General features: G+C 44.2%; 16 protein-coding genes. 9 read left to right on the plus strand and 7 right to left on the minus strand.

The window, feature by feature from the left end:
- Positions 1-204: 204 nt before the first annotated feature.
- The 6 genes from ACSAZK_RS10445 to ACSAZK_RS10470 all read left to right on the plus strand — a co-directional run bounded on the left by ACSAZK_RS10445 (position 205) and on the right by ACSAZK_RS10470 (position 4994).
- Positions 205-1956, plus strand: coding sequence for a pentapeptide repeat-containing protein (locus ACSAZK_RS10445; protein WP_440954080.1), 1752 nt, complete (start codon positions 205-207; stop codon positions 1954-1956).
- Positions 1957-2006: 50 nt separating this feature from the next.
- Positions 2007-2420 carry a nucleotidyltransferase substrate binding protein gene (locus tag ACSAZK_RS10450; protein WP_440954081.1) on the plus strand — a complete coding sequence of 138 codons (414 nt, stop codon included), beginning with the start codon at positions 2007-2009 and terminating at the stop codon, positions 2418-2420.
- A gap of 876 nt (positions 2421-3296) precedes the next feature.
- On the plus strand, positions 3297-3581 hold the full coding sequence (locus tag ACSAZK_RS10455) for a nucleotidyltransferase family protein (RefSeq protein WP_440954082.1): 285 nt from the start codon (positions 3297-3299) through the stop codon (positions 3579-3581).
- Positions 3574-3930 carry a HepT-like ribonuclease domain-containing protein gene (locus ACSAZK_RS10460; protein ID WP_440954083.1) on the plus strand — a complete coding sequence of 119 codons (357 nt, stop codon included), beginning with the start codon at positions 3574-3576 and terminating at the stop codon, positions 3928-3930. The genes ACSAZK_RS10455 and ACSAZK_RS10460 overlap by 8 nt, the downstream gene beginning before the upstream one ends.
- Entirely contained in the window at positions 3920-4111 is a 192-nt protein-coding gene (locus ACSAZK_RS10465) for a hypothetical protein (RefSeq protein WP_440954084.1), read from the plus strand. Before ACSAZK_RS10460 ends, ACSAZK_RS10465 begins: the two co-directional genes overlap by 11 nt.
- A gap of 709 nt (positions 4112-4820) precedes the next feature.
- Entirely contained in the window at positions 4821-4994 is a 174-nt protein-coding gene (locus tag ACSAZK_RS10470) for a hypothetical protein (protein ID WP_440954085.1), read from the plus strand.
- A 448-nt stretch (positions 4995-5442) separates the two neighbouring features.
- Here ACSAZK_RS10470 and ACSAZK_RS10475 read toward each other — a convergent pair whose 3' ends face one another.
- Positions 5443-10119, minus strand: coding sequence for an S-layer protein domain-containing protein (locus ACSAZK_RS10475; protein ID WP_440954086.1), 4677 nt, complete (start codon positions 10117-10119; stop codon positions 5443-5445).
- 426 nt (positions 10120-10545) lie between these two features.
- Between ACSAZK_RS10475 and surE the strand changes: the two genes are divergently transcribed.
- A complete protein-coding gene (surE, locus tag ACSAZK_RS10480) occupies positions 10546-11337 on the plus strand; it encodes a 5'/3'-nucleotidase SurE (protein ID WP_440954087.1) in 792 nt (263 codons plus the stop codon).
- Positions 11338-11535: 198 nt separating this feature from the next.
- Here the strand turns inward: surE and ACSAZK_RS10485 are convergent, their stop codons facing one another.
- Positions 11536-11706: a hypothetical protein gene (locus tag ACSAZK_RS10485; RefSeq protein ID WP_440954088.1), complete on the minus strand. Its 171-nt coding sequence runs from the start codon at positions 11704-11706 to the stop codon at positions 11536-11538.
- Positions 11707-11780: 74 nt separating this feature from the next.
- Positions 11781-12836 (minus strand): GTP 3',8-cyclase MoaA, encoded by a 1056-nt coding sequence (gene moaA / locus ACSAZK_RS10490; protein WP_440954089.1) that lies wholly within the window; start codon positions 12834-12836, stop codon positions 11781-11783.
- A 443-nt stretch (positions 12837-13279) separates the two neighbouring features.
- On the opposite strand from moaA, the gene ACSAZK_RS10495 reads away from it, so the two are divergent.
- A complete protein-coding gene (locus tag ACSAZK_RS10495; protein ID WP_440954090.1) occupies positions 13280-14599 on the plus strand; it encodes a cobyrinate a,c-diamide synthase in 1320 nt (439 codons plus the stop codon).
- A gap of 83 nt (positions 14600-14682) precedes the next feature.
- Here the strand turns inward: ACSAZK_RS10495 and priL are convergent, their stop codons facing one another.
- From priL to ACSAZK_RS10515, 4 genes are all read right to left on the minus strand, one after another.
- Positions 14683-15810, minus strand: a complete 1128-nt coding sequence (gene priL, locus ACSAZK_RS10500) for a DNA primase regulatory subunit PriL (RefSeq protein WP_440954091.1) — start codon at positions 15808-15810, stop codon at positions 14683-14685.
- A 5-nt stretch (positions 15811-15815) separates the two neighbouring features.
- The gene (locus tag ACSAZK_RS10505) at positions 15816-16553 is read right to left on the minus strand and encodes a DNA polymerase sliding clamp (protein WP_440954092.1); all 738 of its coding nucleotides are present in this window, start codon (positions 16551-16553) and stop codon (positions 15816-15818) included.
- Positions 16554-16887: 334 nt separating this feature from the next.
- A complete protein-coding gene (locus ACSAZK_RS10510; RefSeq protein WP_440954093.1) occupies positions 16888-17202 on the minus strand; it encodes a transcription factor S in 315 nt (104 codons plus the stop codon).
- Positions 17180-17599 (minus strand): NUDIX domain-containing protein, encoded by a 420-nt coding sequence (locus tag ACSAZK_RS10515; RefSeq protein ID WP_440954094.1) that lies wholly within the window; start codon positions 17597-17599, stop codon positions 17180-17182. The genes ACSAZK_RS10510 and ACSAZK_RS10515 overlap by 23 nt, the downstream gene beginning before the upstream one ends.
- Positions 17600-18166: 567 nt before the next feature.
- Here ACSAZK_RS10515 and artA point away from each other — a divergent pair.
- Complete coding sequence (gene artA / locus ACSAZK_RS10520) at positions 18167-19051, plus strand: archaeosortase A (RefSeq protein ID WP_440954095.1); 885 nt, start codon at positions 18167-18169, stop codon at positions 19049-19051.
- Positions 19052-19053: the final 2 nt, after the last annotated feature.

Raw genomic sequence — 19053 nt, forward strand, 5'->3', positions numbered from 1 at the left:
TAGATGATTGTGAATTCGTGATTTGTCCGGAATATTAGAGGGATAACGGATTCATCATATTAAATTTATACTGGTCTGAGGCTGGGGAGGAGGATAAAGAGATTTAATAAAATCTTCAGGGAAATCAAGTTGAAAGTTTTTGATAAATTCTTAATTGAGATTATTTCATAAAATTTAATATGTACAACATCGAAAAACATTCTGATGAGGTTCTGGAAGTTATTTTTTTGGGCTCTTTTTTCATTTTTAGTGATTACTTCCATGTCAATGGTTAGTCTGGCAGTTGAATATAGAGAAGTCCAGGCAAGTGAAATCTTAAAGCAAATAGAGAGTGGAGAAGATGTATATCTCGTAAATTGCCGCATAATTGGAGAACTCAATTTAAGTGAAATAGAACTCGAAACTGTTCCTAATCCAAAGTATCATGAATTATCTGGATACGGGTTCAGCGAGGAAAAGTTGGAGTATTGTGGAATAAATAAAGAGTTAAAGGTTGTTGAAAGCAATATCATAATCAGGAATTCAATTTTTGAAAATGATCTTGATTTCTCAAATGCACTATTTAAAAAATCCTTGTCTCTTGTTGATGGAAATTTCTCTTCCTCTGCTATTTTTATAAGTACAAATTTTAGCGATTCTGCCGACTTCGAGAACGCTAATTTTGGTGATTCTGCCGATCTTAATTTGGCTACTTTTGGTAATTTTGCCGGTTTTCATGGGGCTACTTTTGGCAATTCTGCCATCTTCGAGGATGCTACTTTTGGCAATTCTGCCGACTTTGAAAATGCTACTTTTGGCAATTCTGCCATCTTCGAAGATGCTACTTTTGGATATTCTTCCTATTTTAATGGTGCTACTTTTGGTGATGGTGCTGACTTCTATGATACTACTTTTGGCGATTTTGTTCATTTTAATGGTGCTACTTTTGGTGATTCTGCTGATTTTTTTTGGACTACTTTTGGTGATTCTACCCACTTCGAGGATGCTACTTTTGGCGATTCTACCTACTTCGGGTGGGCTACTTTTGGCGATTCTACCTACTTCGAGGATGCTACCTTTGGCGATTCTACCTCCTTTTATATGGCCACTTTTGGCAATTTTGTTGATTTTGCAGATGCTACTTTTGGAGGTTCTGCCAATTTTTGTGGGGCTACTTTTGGCGATTCTACCTACTTTGCAGATGCTACTTTTGGAGGTCCTGTCAATTTTCATGAGGCTACTTTTGGCGATTCTGCTTTCTTCTGGTTTGCAAATTTCAGTAATACTTCCAGCTTCGAAGAGGTAAATTTTGCTGATACTGTCGACTTTTCAGATGCTGAATTTAAAAGCGTTTCACTAAATGATATTGATTTCAAAGAAATGAAAGTCAGTTGGGATTCTCTTGAAAATTCACTTGTTTTTGATGGTCCAACATATGTAAAAGTAATAAGGAATTTCAGGAATCTTGAACAATTTGATGATACTGATAATGCTTACTATCAATACAGAGTCGAAAAAAGAATACATGGAGATATGTCTTTTCAATCAAAAATATTTGATGTATTTATGCAATATAGTTGTGGATACGGGGTAAGACCATATCGTGCTTTTGGTTTAGGTGGTTTAATCGTTCTACTATTCTCTTTTTTTTATCGAGGTTGGCCTACTATTTCTTTTAGTGGTGAAGAAAAAATAGATTGTATTTGCAGATTACTTCCCGAAAGTCTCCGAAGATTTATTCCCACGATTGATTGGCTGAATCCAGGTATTTCTCGATTAGAGACAAACAATCATACTCAAAAAGTATCCTTCTGGGATGCCTTTTATTTCAGCATGGTCACCTTTGCTACAATTGGGTATGGAGATTGGTATCCAAAAGACAAGTTCAGAAAATGGGTTATGATTGAAGGATTTTTGGGCTGGTTGACTCTCGGTTTGTTTTTGGTAACTTTAACTAATGTAATGATCAGGCCATAATTTCAGGAAGTTTAGATAATTTTAAGCGAATAGACATCAAAGAATGAACAATGCAAAACCTGAACCTCAAACTCGAGCTCACAACAAAATCCCTAACCTCCCTCAACGAAATCCTCTCCGAACCCTACTCCCCAATCATCCGGGACGCCACTCTGCTCAGATTCAACCGCAGCGTCGAAATCTTCGTCAGGCTCCTGAAAGATTACCTCTGCGTCCATGAAGGATTAGTATGCGATCTACCCAAGCCCTGCATGAGGATGGCGTTCAAGGTCGGGCTTATGGATGAAGAAGAAACGGTGCGGGCACTTGAGATGATCGATCTGAGGGAAGAGATTGAGAATATTACTGAGCATGCTAACTTTGAGGACGTTGCGGAAGAGATCTATCACCATGTAGGGGATTACTGGGTGCTTATGGATAGGGTTTGCAGGCGGGTTGTTGAAGCGATCGAGGCAGAGGGTTGAAAGTTCCTTTTTTGGGCGCGTTTTTTGAACGTTGTGTCGGGTTGGTTCTGGCGTCCCCCGGCGAAATATAATAATAGAGTTGTAAAAATCGGGCAAATTGTTGACACACGGAGCCTTTTTTGAATCTGGTCTTCAGGTACCGGCGTTCTCACCGGTCAGCTTGCTGACCGGCTTTTCCCATAAATATATTTTGAAGACTAAAATGTATAAATTTTAGAATATGTGCGCTTGTTTTCGATTGCTAATGGCATCATTGTGTTCTTTTCTTTTTCATTTCAGGGGTTTTCTTGCTCGAGCCGCGCCGGGGCGCGGGGAAAGACAGACGGAAGATGGCTATTAATGTTGCTCCGTTTTTTGAGTCATTGAGTTTGAAACTCTCTCTGCCCTGGAATCTCATACTTCAAGCGCTCATACTTTGAACGTTGCGTCGGGTTGGTTCTGGCGTCCCCCGGCGAAATATAATAACAGAGTTGTAAAAAACGGGCAAATTGTCCCTGCTTGGTTATCCCCGGAAACCTTTTTTGGATCTGCTTCATAGGTACCGGCACTCTCACCGGTCAGCTTGCTGATCGGCTTTTCCCATAAATTGTATTTTAATGAACAAGAAATGAATCCGGCTGTGGGGCGAAATGTTCAGAAAAAAATGCAAGGGACGATTTTGGAATAGCTTCCCCTGTTTTTGATTCCTGATGACGTAATTGAGCTTTTTCTTTTGTATTTCAGAGTTTTTCCTGCTCTGGCCGCGCCAGGGCGCGGGGGAAGGCAGACGGGAGACGGCTATTAACGTTTCCCCGTCTTTTTGATTCCTGAGCCGAATGTTCTCTTTTTCCGGTTTTTCGAGACAAATATTTAAAAGATTGATGCCGAGTACTAATTATGGATGCTATCTCGACTTTGAAAGAGCATGAGAAACTTATCCGGCAGAAATTCGGGGTAAAAAGGATCGGGATATTCGGCTCTTTTGCGAGGGGGGAGGAAAGGGAAGATAGCGATCTTGACGTACTCGTTGAGTTTGAAGAGGGTCAGAAAACATTCGATAATTACATGGACCTGAAGTTTTACCTGGAAGACTTATTTGGCAGGGAAGTTGACCTCGTTACTGAAAAAGCACTCAAGCGGCAACTTAAGGATATCATCATGAAGGAAGTTGTGTATGCCTGAGAAAAGTCCTGTTCTTTATTTGGAGGACATTCTTGACTCGATTGAAAAAATTCAAAAATACCTGGGCGATTCTTCCTTTGACGAGTTCTTGGAAAATGAAATGCTAATAGATGCTGTAATCCGGAATCTTGAGGTAATAGGAGAAGCTGCCGGACATATTGCCCCTGAAATCCGTGTTAAATATCCGGAAATAGAATGGAAAAAGATTGTGGGTTTGAGAAATATCCTGATCCATGATTACTCTGGAATTGACCTTGATATCGTCTGGGATATCATAAATTACAGGCTTAATCTCCTGGAAACAAATGTAAGGCAAGTTCTCAAGGAAGAGAAAAGCTATGAAGGTTGAGGCTTCTTCTCAACTCGCCGTTTTGTTCTTTTCTTTTGAATTTCAGGTTTTTTCCGGCTCGGGCCGCGCCGAGGCGCGGGGAAAGACAGACGTGAGACGGCTATTTAACGCCGCTCCGGTTATGTTCTTTCAAATTCACAGGCTTTTCCCCGGTTTTCGAGACAAATATTTGAAAGATTGAAACCGGTTATTGGCTTTTTACTTTGAGAATCCGGATAATCCTTTAATATTTAAACAGTTTTTCAGGATACGGAGCGGGCAGGTAAAAAATAAATACAGCATGATAAAAGGCAAGTGTTTTGTTTATTTTTGACTCTTAAAGCCTCTTTTTATCTCTTTTTTCCCGGAATTTCAGGTTTTTTTTCGGCTCAGAGCAAGGTTACTGGAAAGAAGGACGTCTTCTATTCAAGGCTTCTATTGTCCCTGTTTTTTTGTTCACATCTTCTTCCTAAACCCTATGCCCCGCCATTCTTTGCTTTTCATATTCGGCTTTTGCTTCCTTTTTTGATGGTTTCATGTGGATTTGAGGGTTCGTGTATAGTTGATTTACTCATTTATAATTTTTTATATTAACCCAAAATTTATTAATACGATCGATCTGTAAAGCTAGATTGCACGGGGGTGAGAAAAGGATGTTTTCGTTTGAAGATGCCTTTTCAGGGCATTATTGATAATAGGATACTTTATGAGTATTCGTTAAATGGGTATGCGAATACTTTGTGGGTGTACTTTATCACTCACATTTCGAATTCTAGTGTTTTTGTACAAATTAAAGGTGCAAATATGCCATTCTGTTGAGGGCCTATTAATCAAATGGCCAAGCTATAGAAATTAATATCTCATGTTGGCAGAAAGTCGAAATGTGAGTTTATCAGTGGGGTATGATTTAAATGTTTGAAAGAGGTTTAAGAGAAATTGTAAAACTTATCGTTGAAGAAAGAGAATTAAGTATGGAACTGGTTGTGGAATCGCTCCACAGCCTGGAATTTCTGGCAATAAAGGTGATAATGATTTCTTTGAGTCTGTATCACCTTTATGAGTATGCGGTTAAGACAATTTTTTAAGCCGCAATTAAGTTGAATTCAAAGCATTCCCTCAATTTCCCCTTTTATGTTTTTGTGGGGATTATTTGTTCGCTTTACAGGCGCTTTTTAAGGAATGCTTCAGGGATGATTTGAAAATTTATTGTAAAAAAGAGTTCAAGGCTCAGCAAACGCTAAAGAAACAGCCTTGAAATTTCATATTTCTCTTTAATTTTTTATTCTTCTGTGTCGGAGCTTAAGGTTTGTTCCCACCCCTATGGGATGCTTTTTAATCAACTAAACATAAGGCTCTCTATATATTGTTTTCATTTTTATAAAATTCTTCAAAAAAAATCAAAACCCTCTCCTCTTATTCTCTTTTTTGTTTACTGTTGCCTTTTTACAGTTAGAGTGAAAGGTTAAGGGGAAAAATAAAAAATGAACGTTTTTGGAAAAAAGAGTTTTTATGCTTCAGCAGTCCGTTGGGAGTTTATCTTTTCTTCCCTAATGCCCTCCCTGCCAGAATAAAGGTCAGACAGCCCGGAATAATTCCGATTCCTGGCATAGTTTTGCCTTCTGCCGATTCTCCCTCTGATGCTGGCTTTTTCGAATATGGCTCGGAAACGACTACTGAAGAACTTTCACTATCCATACCTGAGTCCTTTCCAGCGAGTTTTTCTTCAGTTTCGATTTCAGTTGTCCTTGTTTTTTTCTCCCCGGTTATTGCGAAAGGGGAAAATCCCGGGGTGCTGGCTTTGAAGTAGAGGTAGTTCTGGTCCTCACCCACTTTTTCTGTTGGAAGCCTGTCCCATTTGCCTTCGCTGTACCTGCACAGGCATATCGTTGTTTCTTGGATTCCGTTTTCAGCAATCCAGGCTTTTTCCACTTTGAACCCTACACAGGGTTCTGCGATATTTTCCGGAGATGCAAACCCGCTGTTTCCGACCCAGATGTTCAGATAACGGTAGATTTCCCCTTCAGGTGCGGATTCGGTCAATGTGGATTTTTCTTTGAGCATTTCCACAATGGTTGTGGTCCTCCCAACGGTTCTCATGGCATCGAATTCCACGCAATTGACGCAGGTGACTTCCTGCAGGAACTCAAATTTCACATGCTTCCCGTTGGTAACGAACTGCTGGGAAAGTTCTTTAATTTCAATGTTTCTTGCAGACTCAGGGGTTCCCGCGCCACCTCCGCCGCCAGAGGAGCTGCCTCCGCTATTACTATCCTCTTTGCCGACAATCCATCTCCAGTTGCGTTGAACTTCTTCGGCTTCGGTTATGGCTATTGCCCTGACTTGATAGGTGCCTGCAGGAACCGTGCTGCTTTCGTAAGATAGGAAAGTTGCTGAAGTCTCGTTTTTAACTTCTTTCCCGTTCAGATAGAGAGTAATATTGGAGATCTTGTTGCAGGTGAGGTTGAATTCTTGAGTCTCCCCTTCCTTTGATGTTATTTCTGAGTTGAACGGATAGAACGGATAACACGAAAGGGCATTTTCGATTTTTGTTTCCTTAGCTTCAATAAAAAGATGATACTTAAGTTCAGGGGAATCCATTACATCGAATTTCATCCCTTCGGCAATGTTCTGAACAGAATTTCTCTCCAGATAAACAGGTTCATTATTCTTTAACATGAAGTATCCGGGATCATCCGGACCGTTTCCGCATCTGATCTCCGTAACTTCAAGTATTCTGTATTCATCATCAAACTCGATTTCAAAGACGTTATCATAGTCAATGAGCCAGAGCCCCTGGACCTGGACCATATCTTCTTCTCCTTCTTCCCGGAGTATCTGGTTAATATGGACTCTCAGGACGAGGACTCCATCTTCGCCTTCGACTTCTTCAAGGTTAACTTCCCAGGTCACGCCGTTTTCGTTTCCTTCGGAGAGGTCTATGATTTCGTCGGCTACGTATTTACCTTCCCTCAGGAATATGAGCCAGACTTTGTTTTTCTCTGCATCGACCATTCGGGATTCAAGTGTGTATCCATCTCCAAGATCAAGAATTTCTCCGGCTCTCAGTGTATGTTTTTCAGCGTCGTCTACAAGAAGCCGGACAAGCTTGTTTACCCGGACGATTTCATACTTGTCGGTTAATGGAATACATGACTCTCCGAAGAACCCTATAATCGGATAGGTTTCACCTTTCCAGTCTTTTTCCTGATACCTGTATTTCACATATCCGGCCTGTGTCTTGTAAACAAGTTTTCCTTCCCCTATTGTCCGGCTTTCAACTGCGTTCACTGACAGGTTTTCGGTGTATATACCGGTGTCAGGGTCACAGAAAAATAGGTCGCAGTTCGAGTAGTTCCAGATGTATGGCCCTTCTGCCTCATCTCCGACAGCTTTGCTGGTGCTCCTGTTAAAGTATGGTAACAGTAGTGGGAAATAGTCGGTATTGTATTCTCCGATGTTGTATGATAAATCACTTATCAGGTCCTCATTTTCATCCACGGGGTATATCTGGCTGAAGCCATTTCCATCAGGCTTTGCCCAGAAATTTCCTCCTAGATAGGGACCTCCCAGGGTGTTGGCATATGACGCTTTACTTGTGTTCCAGAAGTTCGCATTATTGTTGCCTTCCAGTTCTACATTGTTCGTATTGTTGAACCGGTTGTTGTAGATGCTGTTTCTCTTGCTGTTTTCAAGTACAATTCCGTTCAGGTTCAGGCTTATCCTGTTTTCCCTCAGGTAATTTTTACCAGAGTTCCGGAGAACAATCCCAAAGGAATTATCTGATATGGTGTTTTGGAAAAATTGGTTCAGGCTTGAATTGATGATATATATGCCAGCGGTATTGGATGAGGCATCGTTCCGTGTAAGTGTATTATATGCTCCTCCCTCAAGCAAAATACCTGTATCGCTGTTTTGAACAGTATTTCTTTGAAGGAGGTTCTCATTACTGAAATCCGAAAGGATGATTCCTATCTCGTTATTCACGATTTCGTTGTTTTGAATCGTGTTTTTACTGGCCCCGTCCAGATAGATCCCTGCAACTGCATTATTCGGAATTCCTTGGGTGGCACCTGTTATGCTAAACCCGCTGATTTTTACCCTGTCCGAGCTTACGTGGAAAACGTGGCTGTTCGGACTTGCGGCTTGGACAACCGTATCGCCCGGATATCCTGATCTCGATATTATAGCAAGTTCTTTGTCAACGTTAATATTTTCAATATATGTCCCTGGATGGACAACAATCATGTCCCCATCAACTGCATTGTCCACGGCTTCCTGTATGGTCGTATAATCGGCAGTTCCATCCCTACAAACATGAATTTTTGTTTCTTCCTGGGGACTTTCTCCCATGATTCTCCATTCCGCAAATGGATAAAACTTGAGTTCAGGCTCATCAAAAACTCTGAATTTCAGGTTATCTCCCAGGTCCTGTACGGAACCTCTTTCAAGAAAAACAGGCTTGTAGTTCTTGAAGATCAAATCTCCGGTGTCATCTGGACCCTTCCCATTCCCAATTTCCACGACTTCAAGTCTTCCGAAATCATCTTCAAGTTCAATTGCAAAGGCGTTCTCGTAGTCGATAAGCCAGAGCCCTTCTATCTGGGCGAGTCTGTCAACAGCTCCCTGGAATACCTGGTTGACGTGTACCCTCAGGACAATGATGTTGTCTTTATCCTCAATGTCATCAAGCTCAACTTCCCATGTGTCGTTGACGTTGGCTTCAACGATTTTGGCATCAATGGTTTCTCCTTTTTTTGTGAATTCAAGCCAGACACTGTCGTTTTCGAGATAAACTTCTTTAGCTTTTAGGTTATATCCGTTGCCAAGGTCAAGAGTTTCTCCGGGTCTGATGGTGTACTTTTCACCACTGTCGAGTACAAGCTTTGCAAGTTTGTCTGGTCGGGCTTCCCAGTCCACCTCGTCCTGAGATTTAAGTGCGATATATTCATTTCCAAAGAGCCCGATTGTTTCATATTTTTCGGTCCAGTTGTCATCATCAGTGTATTCGTAATTAACCGTAGTTATGTTAGCAAAATAGGTCAATTCCCCAGCATCAATCGTGCGGTCGTTGCCCATCAGGGTAGAGGCGTTTATCGTCAGGGATTCGGAGGATATGTCTTCGTCCAGATAATAGAAGAAGCCTGCAAACGTGCTGTAGTCCCATTCGAATTCAGGGTCATTAGCCCTTGCAATGGAACCTCTGGTTTCATAAATGCCCGGTTCGGTAAATTCCTTCTTAAGGTAGAATCTCAGGTTTTCGTCATCTGCAACTTCAAAACTCAGTTTATCCATAAGTTCTTTTCTTGAGTCACCTTTTTGAAGAAAAACAGGCTTCTTATTCCTGAACATCAGATATCCGGGGTCATTAGGGCCGCTCCCGTCTTTCATCTCCACAACGTCGAGTTTTCCGAAATTATCTCCAAGTTCAATTGTGAAAGCGTTATAGTAGTCGATGAGCCAGATCCCTTCTATCTGGACAATACCGCCTACAGCATCATGAAAAATCTGGTTAACGTGTACTCTCATAACTATGACATCGTCTTCGCCCTCGATATTGTCAAGTTCAACAGCCCAGGTCTTGAGTTCGTCCGGGGTTTCGGCTGTAATGCTAATAATTTCGTCATCAACGTACTCTCCGTCCTTTGTAAACTCAAGCCATACCTTTTCCCTGTCAACATCGAACTGCTTGACGTTAAGGGCATAGCCTTCCCCCAGGTCAAGAGTATCCCCTGCCCTCAGGGTGTATTTCTGGTCATCATCCAGAATTAGTTTAGCAATATTCTCCGGGTTACATTCCCATATTTCTTTTTCTGCGGACCTCAATGGGATATATTTCTCCCCAAAGAAGCCGATAACGGGATATTCCTGCCCTTTCCAGTCCCCTTCATATTTATAGCCTGTACTGGCTACCTTGCAGGTATACACGATCCCGTTTTCAGTTATGGTCCGGGCATCCGGAAGAAAGTCCCCGCCGTAAATACGCAGTGTTTCACTTGAGATATTCTTATCTACGTCGTAAAAAAAACCTGCAAAATTTCCAGCATTCATTTCGATATAATCATCATTGTTGATCCCGATTATTTCCTGAAGGCTTACTCCTTCGTAGACAGGTCCCCGCACTTCAATGGCCTCTACTGCAGTTGTTCCTGCAGTAATGAGTATTAGAATAAAAATAATTCCCCGGGCAACAGTTTTACTTTCAATTATCATATTTATCCCCTACGCATCGTCAAAAAGGTGGAAATATGTTAAAATTATTAAACAGTGTCAAAAATCAAGTTCACTATTAAAATTTTTGAGTATATTCTATTAGAATTCCCGATCCTTTATATTTTTTCTGAATGATTCCTGAGGTGTTGTATTCTAAAGAAGAGATTTTGACTTAGAGCCTATCCGAAAAGTGTTGTGACCTACTGTGATTTATACAAAATGCAATACGCAAAACCGGAAAGGATACCCTGATACTTAAACCGATTGTAACTTTTACAACATGTCGTTATTGACTTTTCGGATAGGCTCTTAATATGCCAATTAAAAAGTTCGTAAGTGATGCTTGAAAAAAGTCGGGAGCATGGGTTACTTCCCTGTTTCCCCTCCATTAATTTTAAATCATCAGCAAACTTAAGAGTGAAGCTAATGTCCCCCAAAATCCTTGTTACAAATGATGACGGTGTTTATTCTACGGGTCTCAAGGCTGCTTATGAAAGCGTTGCGGACCTCGGGGAAGTCACCATCTCGGCCCCTGCGATGCAGCAGAGTGGGGTCGGACGTTCGATCTCTATTTTTGAACCCCTGAGGATCACGAAAACGGATATCGGAGGAGTTCCTGCCCATGCCGTTGGCGGGACTCCCACGGATTCGGTTATTCTCGGGATTTTTACGATCATGAAGGAAATGCCGGACCTCATCCTTTCAGGCTTCAATATCGGGGAAAACATCAGTACGGACACGATTACGACCTCCGGGACCATCGGAGGTGCCCTTGAAGCCGCAAGCTACGGCATTCCTGCAATAGCGGCTTCCATGCAGGTCCTGGAGGAAGGGCAAAAGTTCGATGACCCGCGGGACTACCACAGGGAACGCTTCGAAGTCGCAATAAAGGTCGTAAACAGAATTGCAAGAAACGTCCTCAAATACGGCATGCCCGATTCCGTGGACCTCCTGAACATAAACGTCCCCTACCACGCTGAAGAGGACACTCCAATAGAAGTTACCCGCCTTGCCAGGAAGGTCTTCAAAACCGATGTGGAAGAGCGACACGACCCGCGCGGCAGGCCCTACTACTGGATCGCAGGAGACCTCATAAAGGAAGAAGCCGAAGGGACCGACGTGCATGCCCTTATGCAAAAAGAACACATCTCGATAACTCCCATATCCCTGGACTCCACAGCCCGGATCGAGTTTTCGGAGATTGAGAAGTATTTTTGAATCAAGCAAGTCTGACAATTAGGCGTGCCTGACAATTAGACGTGCCTGAAAATTAGATAAATCTGAAAAATTAGGCAAGTCAGAGGGCCTGGGTAAATCAGAAAAATTGGACGTCCGCAAGTCCTAACAATTAGATAAGTTCTCACAATAAGATAAGTCCAAAAAAGTGGAAGTACATTGGGGATTAAAATCCATAAATCAGGATTTTTCTTCTTCCCCGTCTTTTTCTATTTTTAACGAAATCTCTGTCCAGTTTTCATCGATTCCGTGCAGGCACTCAACCATTGCCCCTACGGTGTTGGTGAAGATTTTCCTTATAAAGTCGTTCATCGGAACTTTCTTTCCATCAATTACGAGTTCGGTTTTCACTTTTCTTCCTCCTTCTTTTCCTTCCTTTCCTTTTTTCCTTTCTTTTATGCTGTTTTTTATTGCTCTTTGTTACTTCAATTTTTTTTCCCTGTAACCTTGAGTTCTATTTTTTTCTTTTCGGCACCAGCTATGTAATAGGGCTTTCTTCGGCTTACCGCAAGCCTCAGGAGTTTTTCGATCTCTTCCGGATTTTCTGCCTCTATGGCGTCTACCAGGTTGTCGTTTACCAGCAGGCAGGGTTTTAATTTCCCATCTGCAGTGACCCTGAGCCTGCTGCAGTTGGCGCAGAATTCGGAGTTGTCCATGGGCTGTACGAACTCTACTTCCACCCCGTCGATCATGTACTTTTTCCGGTGGTGCAGGTGCCGGACCCTGACCTCGCTTGCCCTCTCTGCCAGGGACTTTTTAAGGGATTCCGAATCGATCATGTACGGGGAGAGTTCCGGGTCGATGTCCATGAGCTCGATCAGCTGCAGGATGACCTGTCCCTCGTAGGGGCGGATGAAGTCCATCATGGCGTCGATCTCGGTATCGTTTACGCCTTTCAGGAGCACCATGTTCAGTTTTACCGGGGTCAGGCCTGCTTCAACGGCGCTGTCGATTCCTTCCTTTACCTTTTCCAGGGTGCCTGGAGGAGCTCCGGTTATTGCTTCGTACCTTTCAGGGATGAGGGAGTCAAGGCTCACGTTTACCCTGTCCAGGCCCGCCGCTTTCAGGGATTTTGCGCGTTTTGAGAGCAGGACGCCGTTGGTAGTTACCGAGACCTCCTTCAAGGACGGGAGGCAGGCCAGGATTTCCTCGAAATCCTTTCGGAGCAGGGGTTCTCCTCCTGAGAATTTGACTTTCCGGACCCCGAATTTTGCCGCTGTACGGACAATTTCACAGATAAGTTCCGCAGGCATCTCCTTTTCGGAGGGGCCCCGGGTGCAGCCTTCCGAGCCTTCGTTGTGGCAGTACATGCAGGCAAGGTTGCACCTTTCCGTGATCGATATGCGGAGCCCTGTTACTTTTCGTCCGTAAGGGTCTGCCAGGGGCAGAATGTTTTCAAAAGTATCTTTTTCTGCTCCTGTTTTCTTTGTTGCTCCGGATGATGTTTTTTGAGCATTGAGTTCAGGCCTGTCTTCTGACATGGGTTCCCAGCCTTTTTTATGTTTTTATACTTATAATTCTAATTGTAGTTGTAATTCGAATGATTGTAGTTGTAATTCGAATTATAGTTTTTTGCTCCCGCAACTGAAAAACGTCACTGCAGAAGGCGAAAATTGTCTCTGAAATAAAAACCGGTTATGTATAGCCGGTAATATACCTAATATCAGGTTATATAAATGAGTAGCGCAGGTCCGGGATAAACTCAAGTGAAAGGAATTTTGTTCTTCGGCTCCCGGATAGGTTTTTCCCTTTTATAAAAAACGTCCCTATTTATATTCATTTTTATAGTCCTATTTATGCTCCTATTTACAACCCGATTACAACCCTATTTGTAATATTTTCTGCACAGGGTTTCAGGGTTTCAGGGCTTCAGGGTCTCGGAGCAGCCCAATTAATATATATTAATCTGTACAATAGTGAGCAAATGACAAAAGGAATACTTATTGCAGGAACCCACAGCGGAGTTGGAAAAACCACCGTCTCCATGGGTATAATGGCGGCCCTCAAGCACAGGCAGCTTAAGGTCCAGCCTTACAAGGTTGGCCCGGATTACATCGATCCCTCTCACCATACCGCAATTTGCGGGCGTCCTTCCCGGAACCTGGACACCTATATGATGGGCACCGACGGGGTCGGAAAAACGGTTGCAAGAACCTCCGGAGATGCCGAAATTTCTGTCGTTGAAGGGGTAATGGGGCTCTTTGACGGAATGGACTCTACGGAAATTGCAAGCTCTGCGCATGTTGCAAAGGTTCTTGACATTCCTGTACTTCTGGTCATCAACGTTCACGGGATGTCCCGGAGCGCTGCAGCCCTCGTCAAGGGCTACTCCGAGTTTGACCCGGAAGTCCGGATTGCAGGCGTCATCCTGAACAAGGTCGGAAGTCCCAGGCACGGGGAAATGATAAAAAACGCCCTTCCCGATGATATACCCATTGTCGGAATGATCCCGAGAAGGAAAGATATCGAGGTTCCTTCCCGGCACCTCGGGCTCTACATGGCTCATGAAAAAGACTACAACACTGCCGAAATGGCGGAATTCATCGAGGAAAATGTGGACCTTGACGCAGTTCTCGAACTTTCTGAGCCCTGTTCAATTCCTGAAATCCGGGAAATCCCGGATAAGGACGCGGATGTAAGGATAGGGGTTGCCATGGATGCAGCATTTTGCTTCTACTACCAGGACATGTTCGATGCCTTCCGGGCCTGCGGGGCCGAGATCGAGTTCTTCAGCCCCATGAAAGGGGAACTTCCGGACGTGGACGGGATCTATTTCGGAGGCGGCTACCCTGAACTCTATGCCGGGGAACTGGAAGTTTCGAAGACCACCCGCGGCTTAAAAGACCTTTCAGCCGACGGCCTGCCCATCTACGGGGAATGCGGAGGGCTGCTCTACCTCTGCGGGACCTATGAAGTGGAAGACAGGACCTACAAACTTGCAGACGTCGTTCCCGCCGACACCCGCATGACAAACCGCTTAAGAGGTCTCGGGTACACCGAAGCCCGTCCCCTTGACAAAAATTTCAGTTCCCACAACCTCAAAGGGCACGAGTTCCACTACTCCCTTACCGACTGCGACCGGGACGCCAGGTTCGCCTACGAAATGCTCCGCGGAAAAGGCATCCAGAACGGCTTTGACGGCCTTGTGGAGCACAACACTCTTGCCGGGTACATGCATGCCCATCCCTCCACCTTCCCGGTAGAAAAGTTCGTGGAAAAGTGCAGGGAATACAAACGGAAGTGAGTGAAAGGAAGTAAAAAAGCAATTCTATAAGAAGAGGTAGAAGGTTATCGGGTTTAAGATCACTGATTCTGCTTCTTTTTTCATTAATTTTTATCGTTCTCTTTTTTTCTGCTTCTTTTTTCATTAATTTCGGTTGTTCCCTTTTCTCCTCTTTCCTGCCCTTTCTCCTTCTTCTCCCCTTTCTGCTCTTCTTTCTCCCTGTCTTTATTTTTCAGGAAAACCCTTCTCTCGTAATATCCCAGGGGGTGGCTGATCTTTGCGCAGATCCCGTCCTTTCCTACACAGTTCCCGTAGGTCCGCATTGTGTCGCAGGCAGGGGGTTTGTACTCGTTGCCTGTAGCCCCTGCGATGTGCTCGATCTGGTAGAGGGTCTTTTCCGCGTCAAAGTCAGGGGAGACGTTGAAGAGGTTCAGGATTTCGTCCACGGACATCCCTACGTTCAGGAGAAAAGAGGTCATTGCAAAGCGCATGGAATGTGCCAGGTTTACTCCGCCCTGCACGTTTGCCAGAGCATGGGTGATACAGGGAGGGAAGAGTCCGGGTTCCACAACTCCGAAATCTGTTGCCCCGAACTTTTTCTTCTGGACCTCGAACTGTTCTTTGATCTCGGCAGCGTGCGGGGCGCAAAAAGCCGATACCTCTTCGGGGATTTCGGGTATTGGAAAGGACTGCTCGATGCGTTCCCTGACAGCTTCCTGGAGCAGCCTTGCGAATTCTTCCCTGGTAACCCGAACTTTTCCTGCGCGGAGCTGGCGGTTGGTCAGTTTCCAGGCGGGGTCTTTTAAAGAATTCGAGAACCTGATGTAATCCGTAAAATGCATGCTGAAATGTGTTTCCCGGGGCTCGGCGGAGATTCCGAAGTCTTCCCCGAACTCAAGCAAAAAATCATGACTTTCCGTCTTCAGGAGAGTATAGGCAGCTTTTGCCTCTGCCAGGGCATAGCGCCGGGTAAAGAGCTGGTCATCAATACACGCGACCAGCATCCTGGCAAAAGGATAAGAAAGGAGTTCTGAAAGGACCTGGGCTTCCCCATTGAGGGGAGATTTTCCAATTTCTCCTTCAAGCGCCTCTTTTACCCGTCCTATCCCCCGGGCTCTGGCAGCCCGGTAGGCGCGGGAATTGAGGAGGCTATCCAGAGATACCCCCAGGCTTTCTACGTAAGCAGATGCTTCTGAAACAAATGGGTAGTATGCCAGTTGTTCATTTTCCATAAATGTTAGTCCGACTCAATTCTCGGAGCCAGGAGATAGGAGATCTTTCCTGCCCCGTTTGCGATTTCAAAATCGATCAGGATTGGGAAGTCTCTGCCAAGGGAGAGGGTAACCTCGTTGACCTTGTTTGTGGGTTTGACAATATCGGACAGGTAATCCAGCGAGAAAAGCGAGCATGCATCTCCGGACTTCATGTCGATTAGCTGGTCCCTGCCCATCTCCAGGCGGACCTGGTCGGTGTCGCCTTTTGCTTCCATGTAAAAGGTGTCTTCGGAAATTCCCATGAGCATGTGGTCGCTGATCTTTTCGGAAGCCTTTACAGCCCGCCTCAGGTCAGCTCCGTTAAGGACGACTTTTGCAGGCAGCTCGAGCTGGGGTACCCGCGGTTCTGCCCGGATGGTTGAGGGGTCAAGGAGGGAAAGGGTGTAGGAAAGCCCACCGACGTCTATAAGGAGTTTCTGGTTTACTTCGTCAAGCTCCATCCTCACGGTATCGCTCCTGTCCGCAATTCCCAGCAGGTCCGTGATCTTGTTCAGGTCGACTCCGATTTCGCACTCTTCTGCGCTGTATTCATCGAAAGCTGCCGACCCTAGCTCGAAAATCCCCATCGCAACGTTTGCGGGGTCAACCGCTTTTACGGTAATTCCTTCCGAGTTAATCCTGAAGCGTACTTCATCGACAATTACAGCCAGTGAGGCAATCGAATCTTTCAGAAGCTCTGCATTAATCGCTGCCTTGAACATAGTTCTTCTCCGTTAAATAAATTTAAATCTTAAACTCCTATTTACCCTTGAGATATATAAATTTCTTTATAGACGAGGGCGCTTTCAGGTCGTTTCGGACGGAAAAATCCGGAATTCGGGGAAACAACCTTCTGGAATTCTGGAATCAATAGATTCAAAGTCCCGGCAACTATATAAAGTTTGGTTAGAAAACCGGAGGCTTTAACCTCATCCGGAAGTCGGAAGGCAGGTTCGCAGGGGGTATTCGTTTTCTCTCAGGTGCAGGGTCGCGGGAACAGCAACCTCCTTACAGTTATCGAGCTTTTTTTGAGATGGGATTTTTTTCCTCGGAATTTCAGTCGTATTCTCTCCAGGTGAACCCGCATTTGGTGCACTTGAAAAAGCGGGTTTCTGACTCATCTGCAGACCGGAGCTGCCTTAACCACCAGTATGCGGTGTTATTCCCGCATTCCGGACATTTTGCGTTTGTTGAGGGCAGGCCCGTCATCTGTTCGCCTTCCAGGACTACCACTTCGTGTTCTTCCATCTTTGCTTTGGAGACAAACGCTTTTGCGTTTTCTTCAATGGGTTCCGAATGGCCACATTTTCTACACTCTAAATTGCCATTCTTAGGAAACATCATACTTTTACATTTGGGACAAAACCGCATTAATATCACTTTTTGCATCGTTTATCATTTTATCATGGTCAAAAGCCAGTTCAGGGATTGAATCAAGTTCAAAAAGCTCCACAGCAGCGGCATCAGAGCCCGATCTTAATTGTCCTTGTCCTGTCGCGAGGTAACACACCGAAACCGTATGCCTTCTCGGGTCTCGACGGGGGTCGGAATAGACCCCGATTAACTTGACGAGCTCTATAGAAAGTCCGGTTTCTTCAAAAGCTTCTCTTAAAGCTGCTCTTTCCGTGCTTTCTCCGACTTCAACAAAGCCGCCCGGAAGGGCAAATTTTCCTTGATAAGGGGGGTTTTTTCTCTTTATAAGAACAAGTCTGTTTTTATAGAGGATCAGCGCGTCTACGGTTAGACTGGGACTGGGGGGAGGACTCATAAAACGCCTTCTTAACACACTTTCATGGAGATGTTTTTACCGCTATCAATCTCCTCATGAATGCTGTTTTCCGGCAGGTGTGCCGGGGTAGAATATTATATTATGTTATAGCAGAATATTATATTATTACTGTACATATGTAGAAAATCGTTATCATATTTCAATTATTCTTCTAAATTCTTTTTTCTTTGCAGGAATTTCTCAATGCAAAAAGATTCCTTTTGCTGAAGCCTTTCTTAAAGTTTTCTATTCTTTGCTTCCTGAGTAACTTCTCTTTTCCATCTGGTAACATTCTTTTTGCCAGGCAGCAGGTTTTTTATTAACGGAAACCTTCTTGTAATCGGTATTCTTCTATAATAGAAATTTATTATCATACTTACTAAGTGCTTGTAAATCGAGTGCTCTCTCCCGGGCTTCTTCTGGCTTTTGCAGCCATAACGCATCGGGTTTTTCAAATGAGACTAAAATCCGCATGCCTGGTAGCTTGTAACTGAATCTTCAATAGAAATGCTTTTAATCATCTTGGAGAATTTCAGATACTGTTTTCCGGAAAAAGGTGCTTGAAAAATGATCGAAAATGTACTCTGGCTTGCAGTCGGGCTAATGATTGCATCATCAGTGATTCCCAGGAACCTTATGGTCCGCAAACTGGTCGGCGGAATAGGCTGGGGATTATTTTCCGTTCACTGGGGTTACCAGCCCTTTCACTACATAGAGATCCAGGACTATGCAAATGTGGGCTTAACCTTTATCTTTGCCCTTTTCTGTGTGTTCGTTGCGTACATAATGCTCCGGGAATACAGGGAAGGCGTCCTCCTGGTAGGAAAGAACAGGGATCTGGTACGCTCGAAAATTTCTTCCTCCAACGGCAGGGAAAAAGGCATGGAAAAAGGCATGGAAATAACTTCCATGCTTACAAGTGCAAGTGCCCTCGGAGCTCTTATCTATTTCCCATTTGCGAATTTTTCAGCCCTTAACACCTGGATCATAGGAGGGGTAGCCTCCCAGGTTGTCTGGATACTCCATTATTTCGATATCCCTGTGTATATGAAGGACTGGAATATGATAACCCTGAACGGGTATACCGTGGAGATCATCCTCGCCTGTACGGCAATCGAGAGCATTGCTCTTTTCATGGGGCTTATCGGTTCGGTAAGTGCTCCTTTCAGGCGCCTGGTTGCCGCTTTTATCGTTTCAGTGCCGGTGATTTACGTGCTCAATCTTATCAGGGATAGTTTTGTGGTTCTGGCTTACGGGGAACAGTGGTTTGGCATTAACAGTTTCTCGATTGCCCACAACTATATTGCAAAGGCAGGCTCAGGGATCGCTCTCTTTTTAATTTCATACGCAGTACTCCGCATCCTGCCGGAACTGCTGGACCTGATCGATGGTTTATGGGTTGTCCTTTCCAGAGAAGTGAAAAATATCCTGGACAGGTTTGCGGGGGACTGAAG

The sequence above is a fragment of the Methanosarcina sediminis genome (genome assembly GCF_052056915.1).
GTDB lineage: Archaea > Halobacteriota > Methanosarcinia > Methanosarcinales > Methanosarcinaceae > MTP4.

Bases quoted from the DNA above. Each gene is read 5' to 3' on its own strand.
- ACSAZK_RS10455 (WP_440954082.1), top strand. From the start codon at position 3,297: ATGGATGCTATCTCGACTTTGAAAGAGCATGAGAAACTTATCCGGCAG.
- artA (WP_440954095.1), top strand. From the start codon at position 18,167: ATGATCGAAAATGTACTCTGGCTTGCAGTCGGGCTAATGATTGCATCA.
- ACSAZK_RS10515 (WP_440954094.1), bottom strand. From the start codon at position 17,599: ATGAGTCCTCCCCCCAGTCCCAGTCTAACCGTAGACGCGCTGATCCTC.
- ACSAZK_RS10475 (WP_440954086.1), bottom strand. From the start codon at position 10,119: ATGATAATTGAAAGTAAAACTGTTGCCCGGGGAATTATTTTTATTCTA.
- ACSAZK_RS10465 (WP_440954084.1), top strand. From the start codon at position 3,920: ATGAAGGTTGAGGCTTCTTCTCAACTCGCCGTTTTGTTCTTTTCTTTT.
- ACSAZK_RS10495 (WP_440954090.1), top strand. From the start codon at position 13,280: ATGACAAAAGGAATACTTATTGCAGGAACCCACAGCGGAGTTGGAAAA.
- moaA (WP_440954089.1), bottom strand. From the start codon at position 12,836: ATGTCAGAAGACAGGCCTGAACTCAATGCTCAAAAAACATCATCCGGA.
- surE (WP_440954087.1), top strand. From the start codon at position 10,546: ATGTCCCCCAAAATCCTTGTTACAAATGATGACGGTGTTTATTCTACG.
- ACSAZK_RS10445 (WP_440954080.1), top strand. From the start codon at position 205: ATGAGGTTCTGGAAGTTATTTTTTTGGGCTCTTTTTTCATTTTTAGTG.
- ACSAZK_RS10450 (WP_440954081.1), top strand. From the start codon at position 2,007: ATGCAAAACCTGAACCTCAAACTCGAGCTCACAACAAAATCCCTAACC.
- ACSAZK_RS10510 (WP_440954093.1), bottom strand. From the start codon at position 17,202: ATGCGGTTTTGTCCCAAATGTAAAAGTATGATGTTTCCTAAGAATGGC.
- ACSAZK_RS10505 (WP_440954092.1), bottom strand. From the start codon at position 16,553: ATGTTCAAGGCAGCGATTAATGCAGAGCTTCTGAAAGATTCGATTGCC.
- ACSAZK_RS10460 (WP_440954083.1), top strand. From the start codon at position 3,574: ATGCCTGAGAAAAGTCCTGTTCTTTATTTGGAGGACATTCTTGACTCG.
- ACSAZK_RS10470 (WP_440954085.1), top strand. From the start codon at position 4,821: ATGTTTGAAAGAGGTTTAAGAGAAATTGTAAAACTTATCGTTGAAGAA.
- priL (WP_440954091.1), bottom strand. From the start codon at position 15,810: ATGGAAAATGAACAACTGGCATACTACCCATTTGTTTCAGAAGCATCT.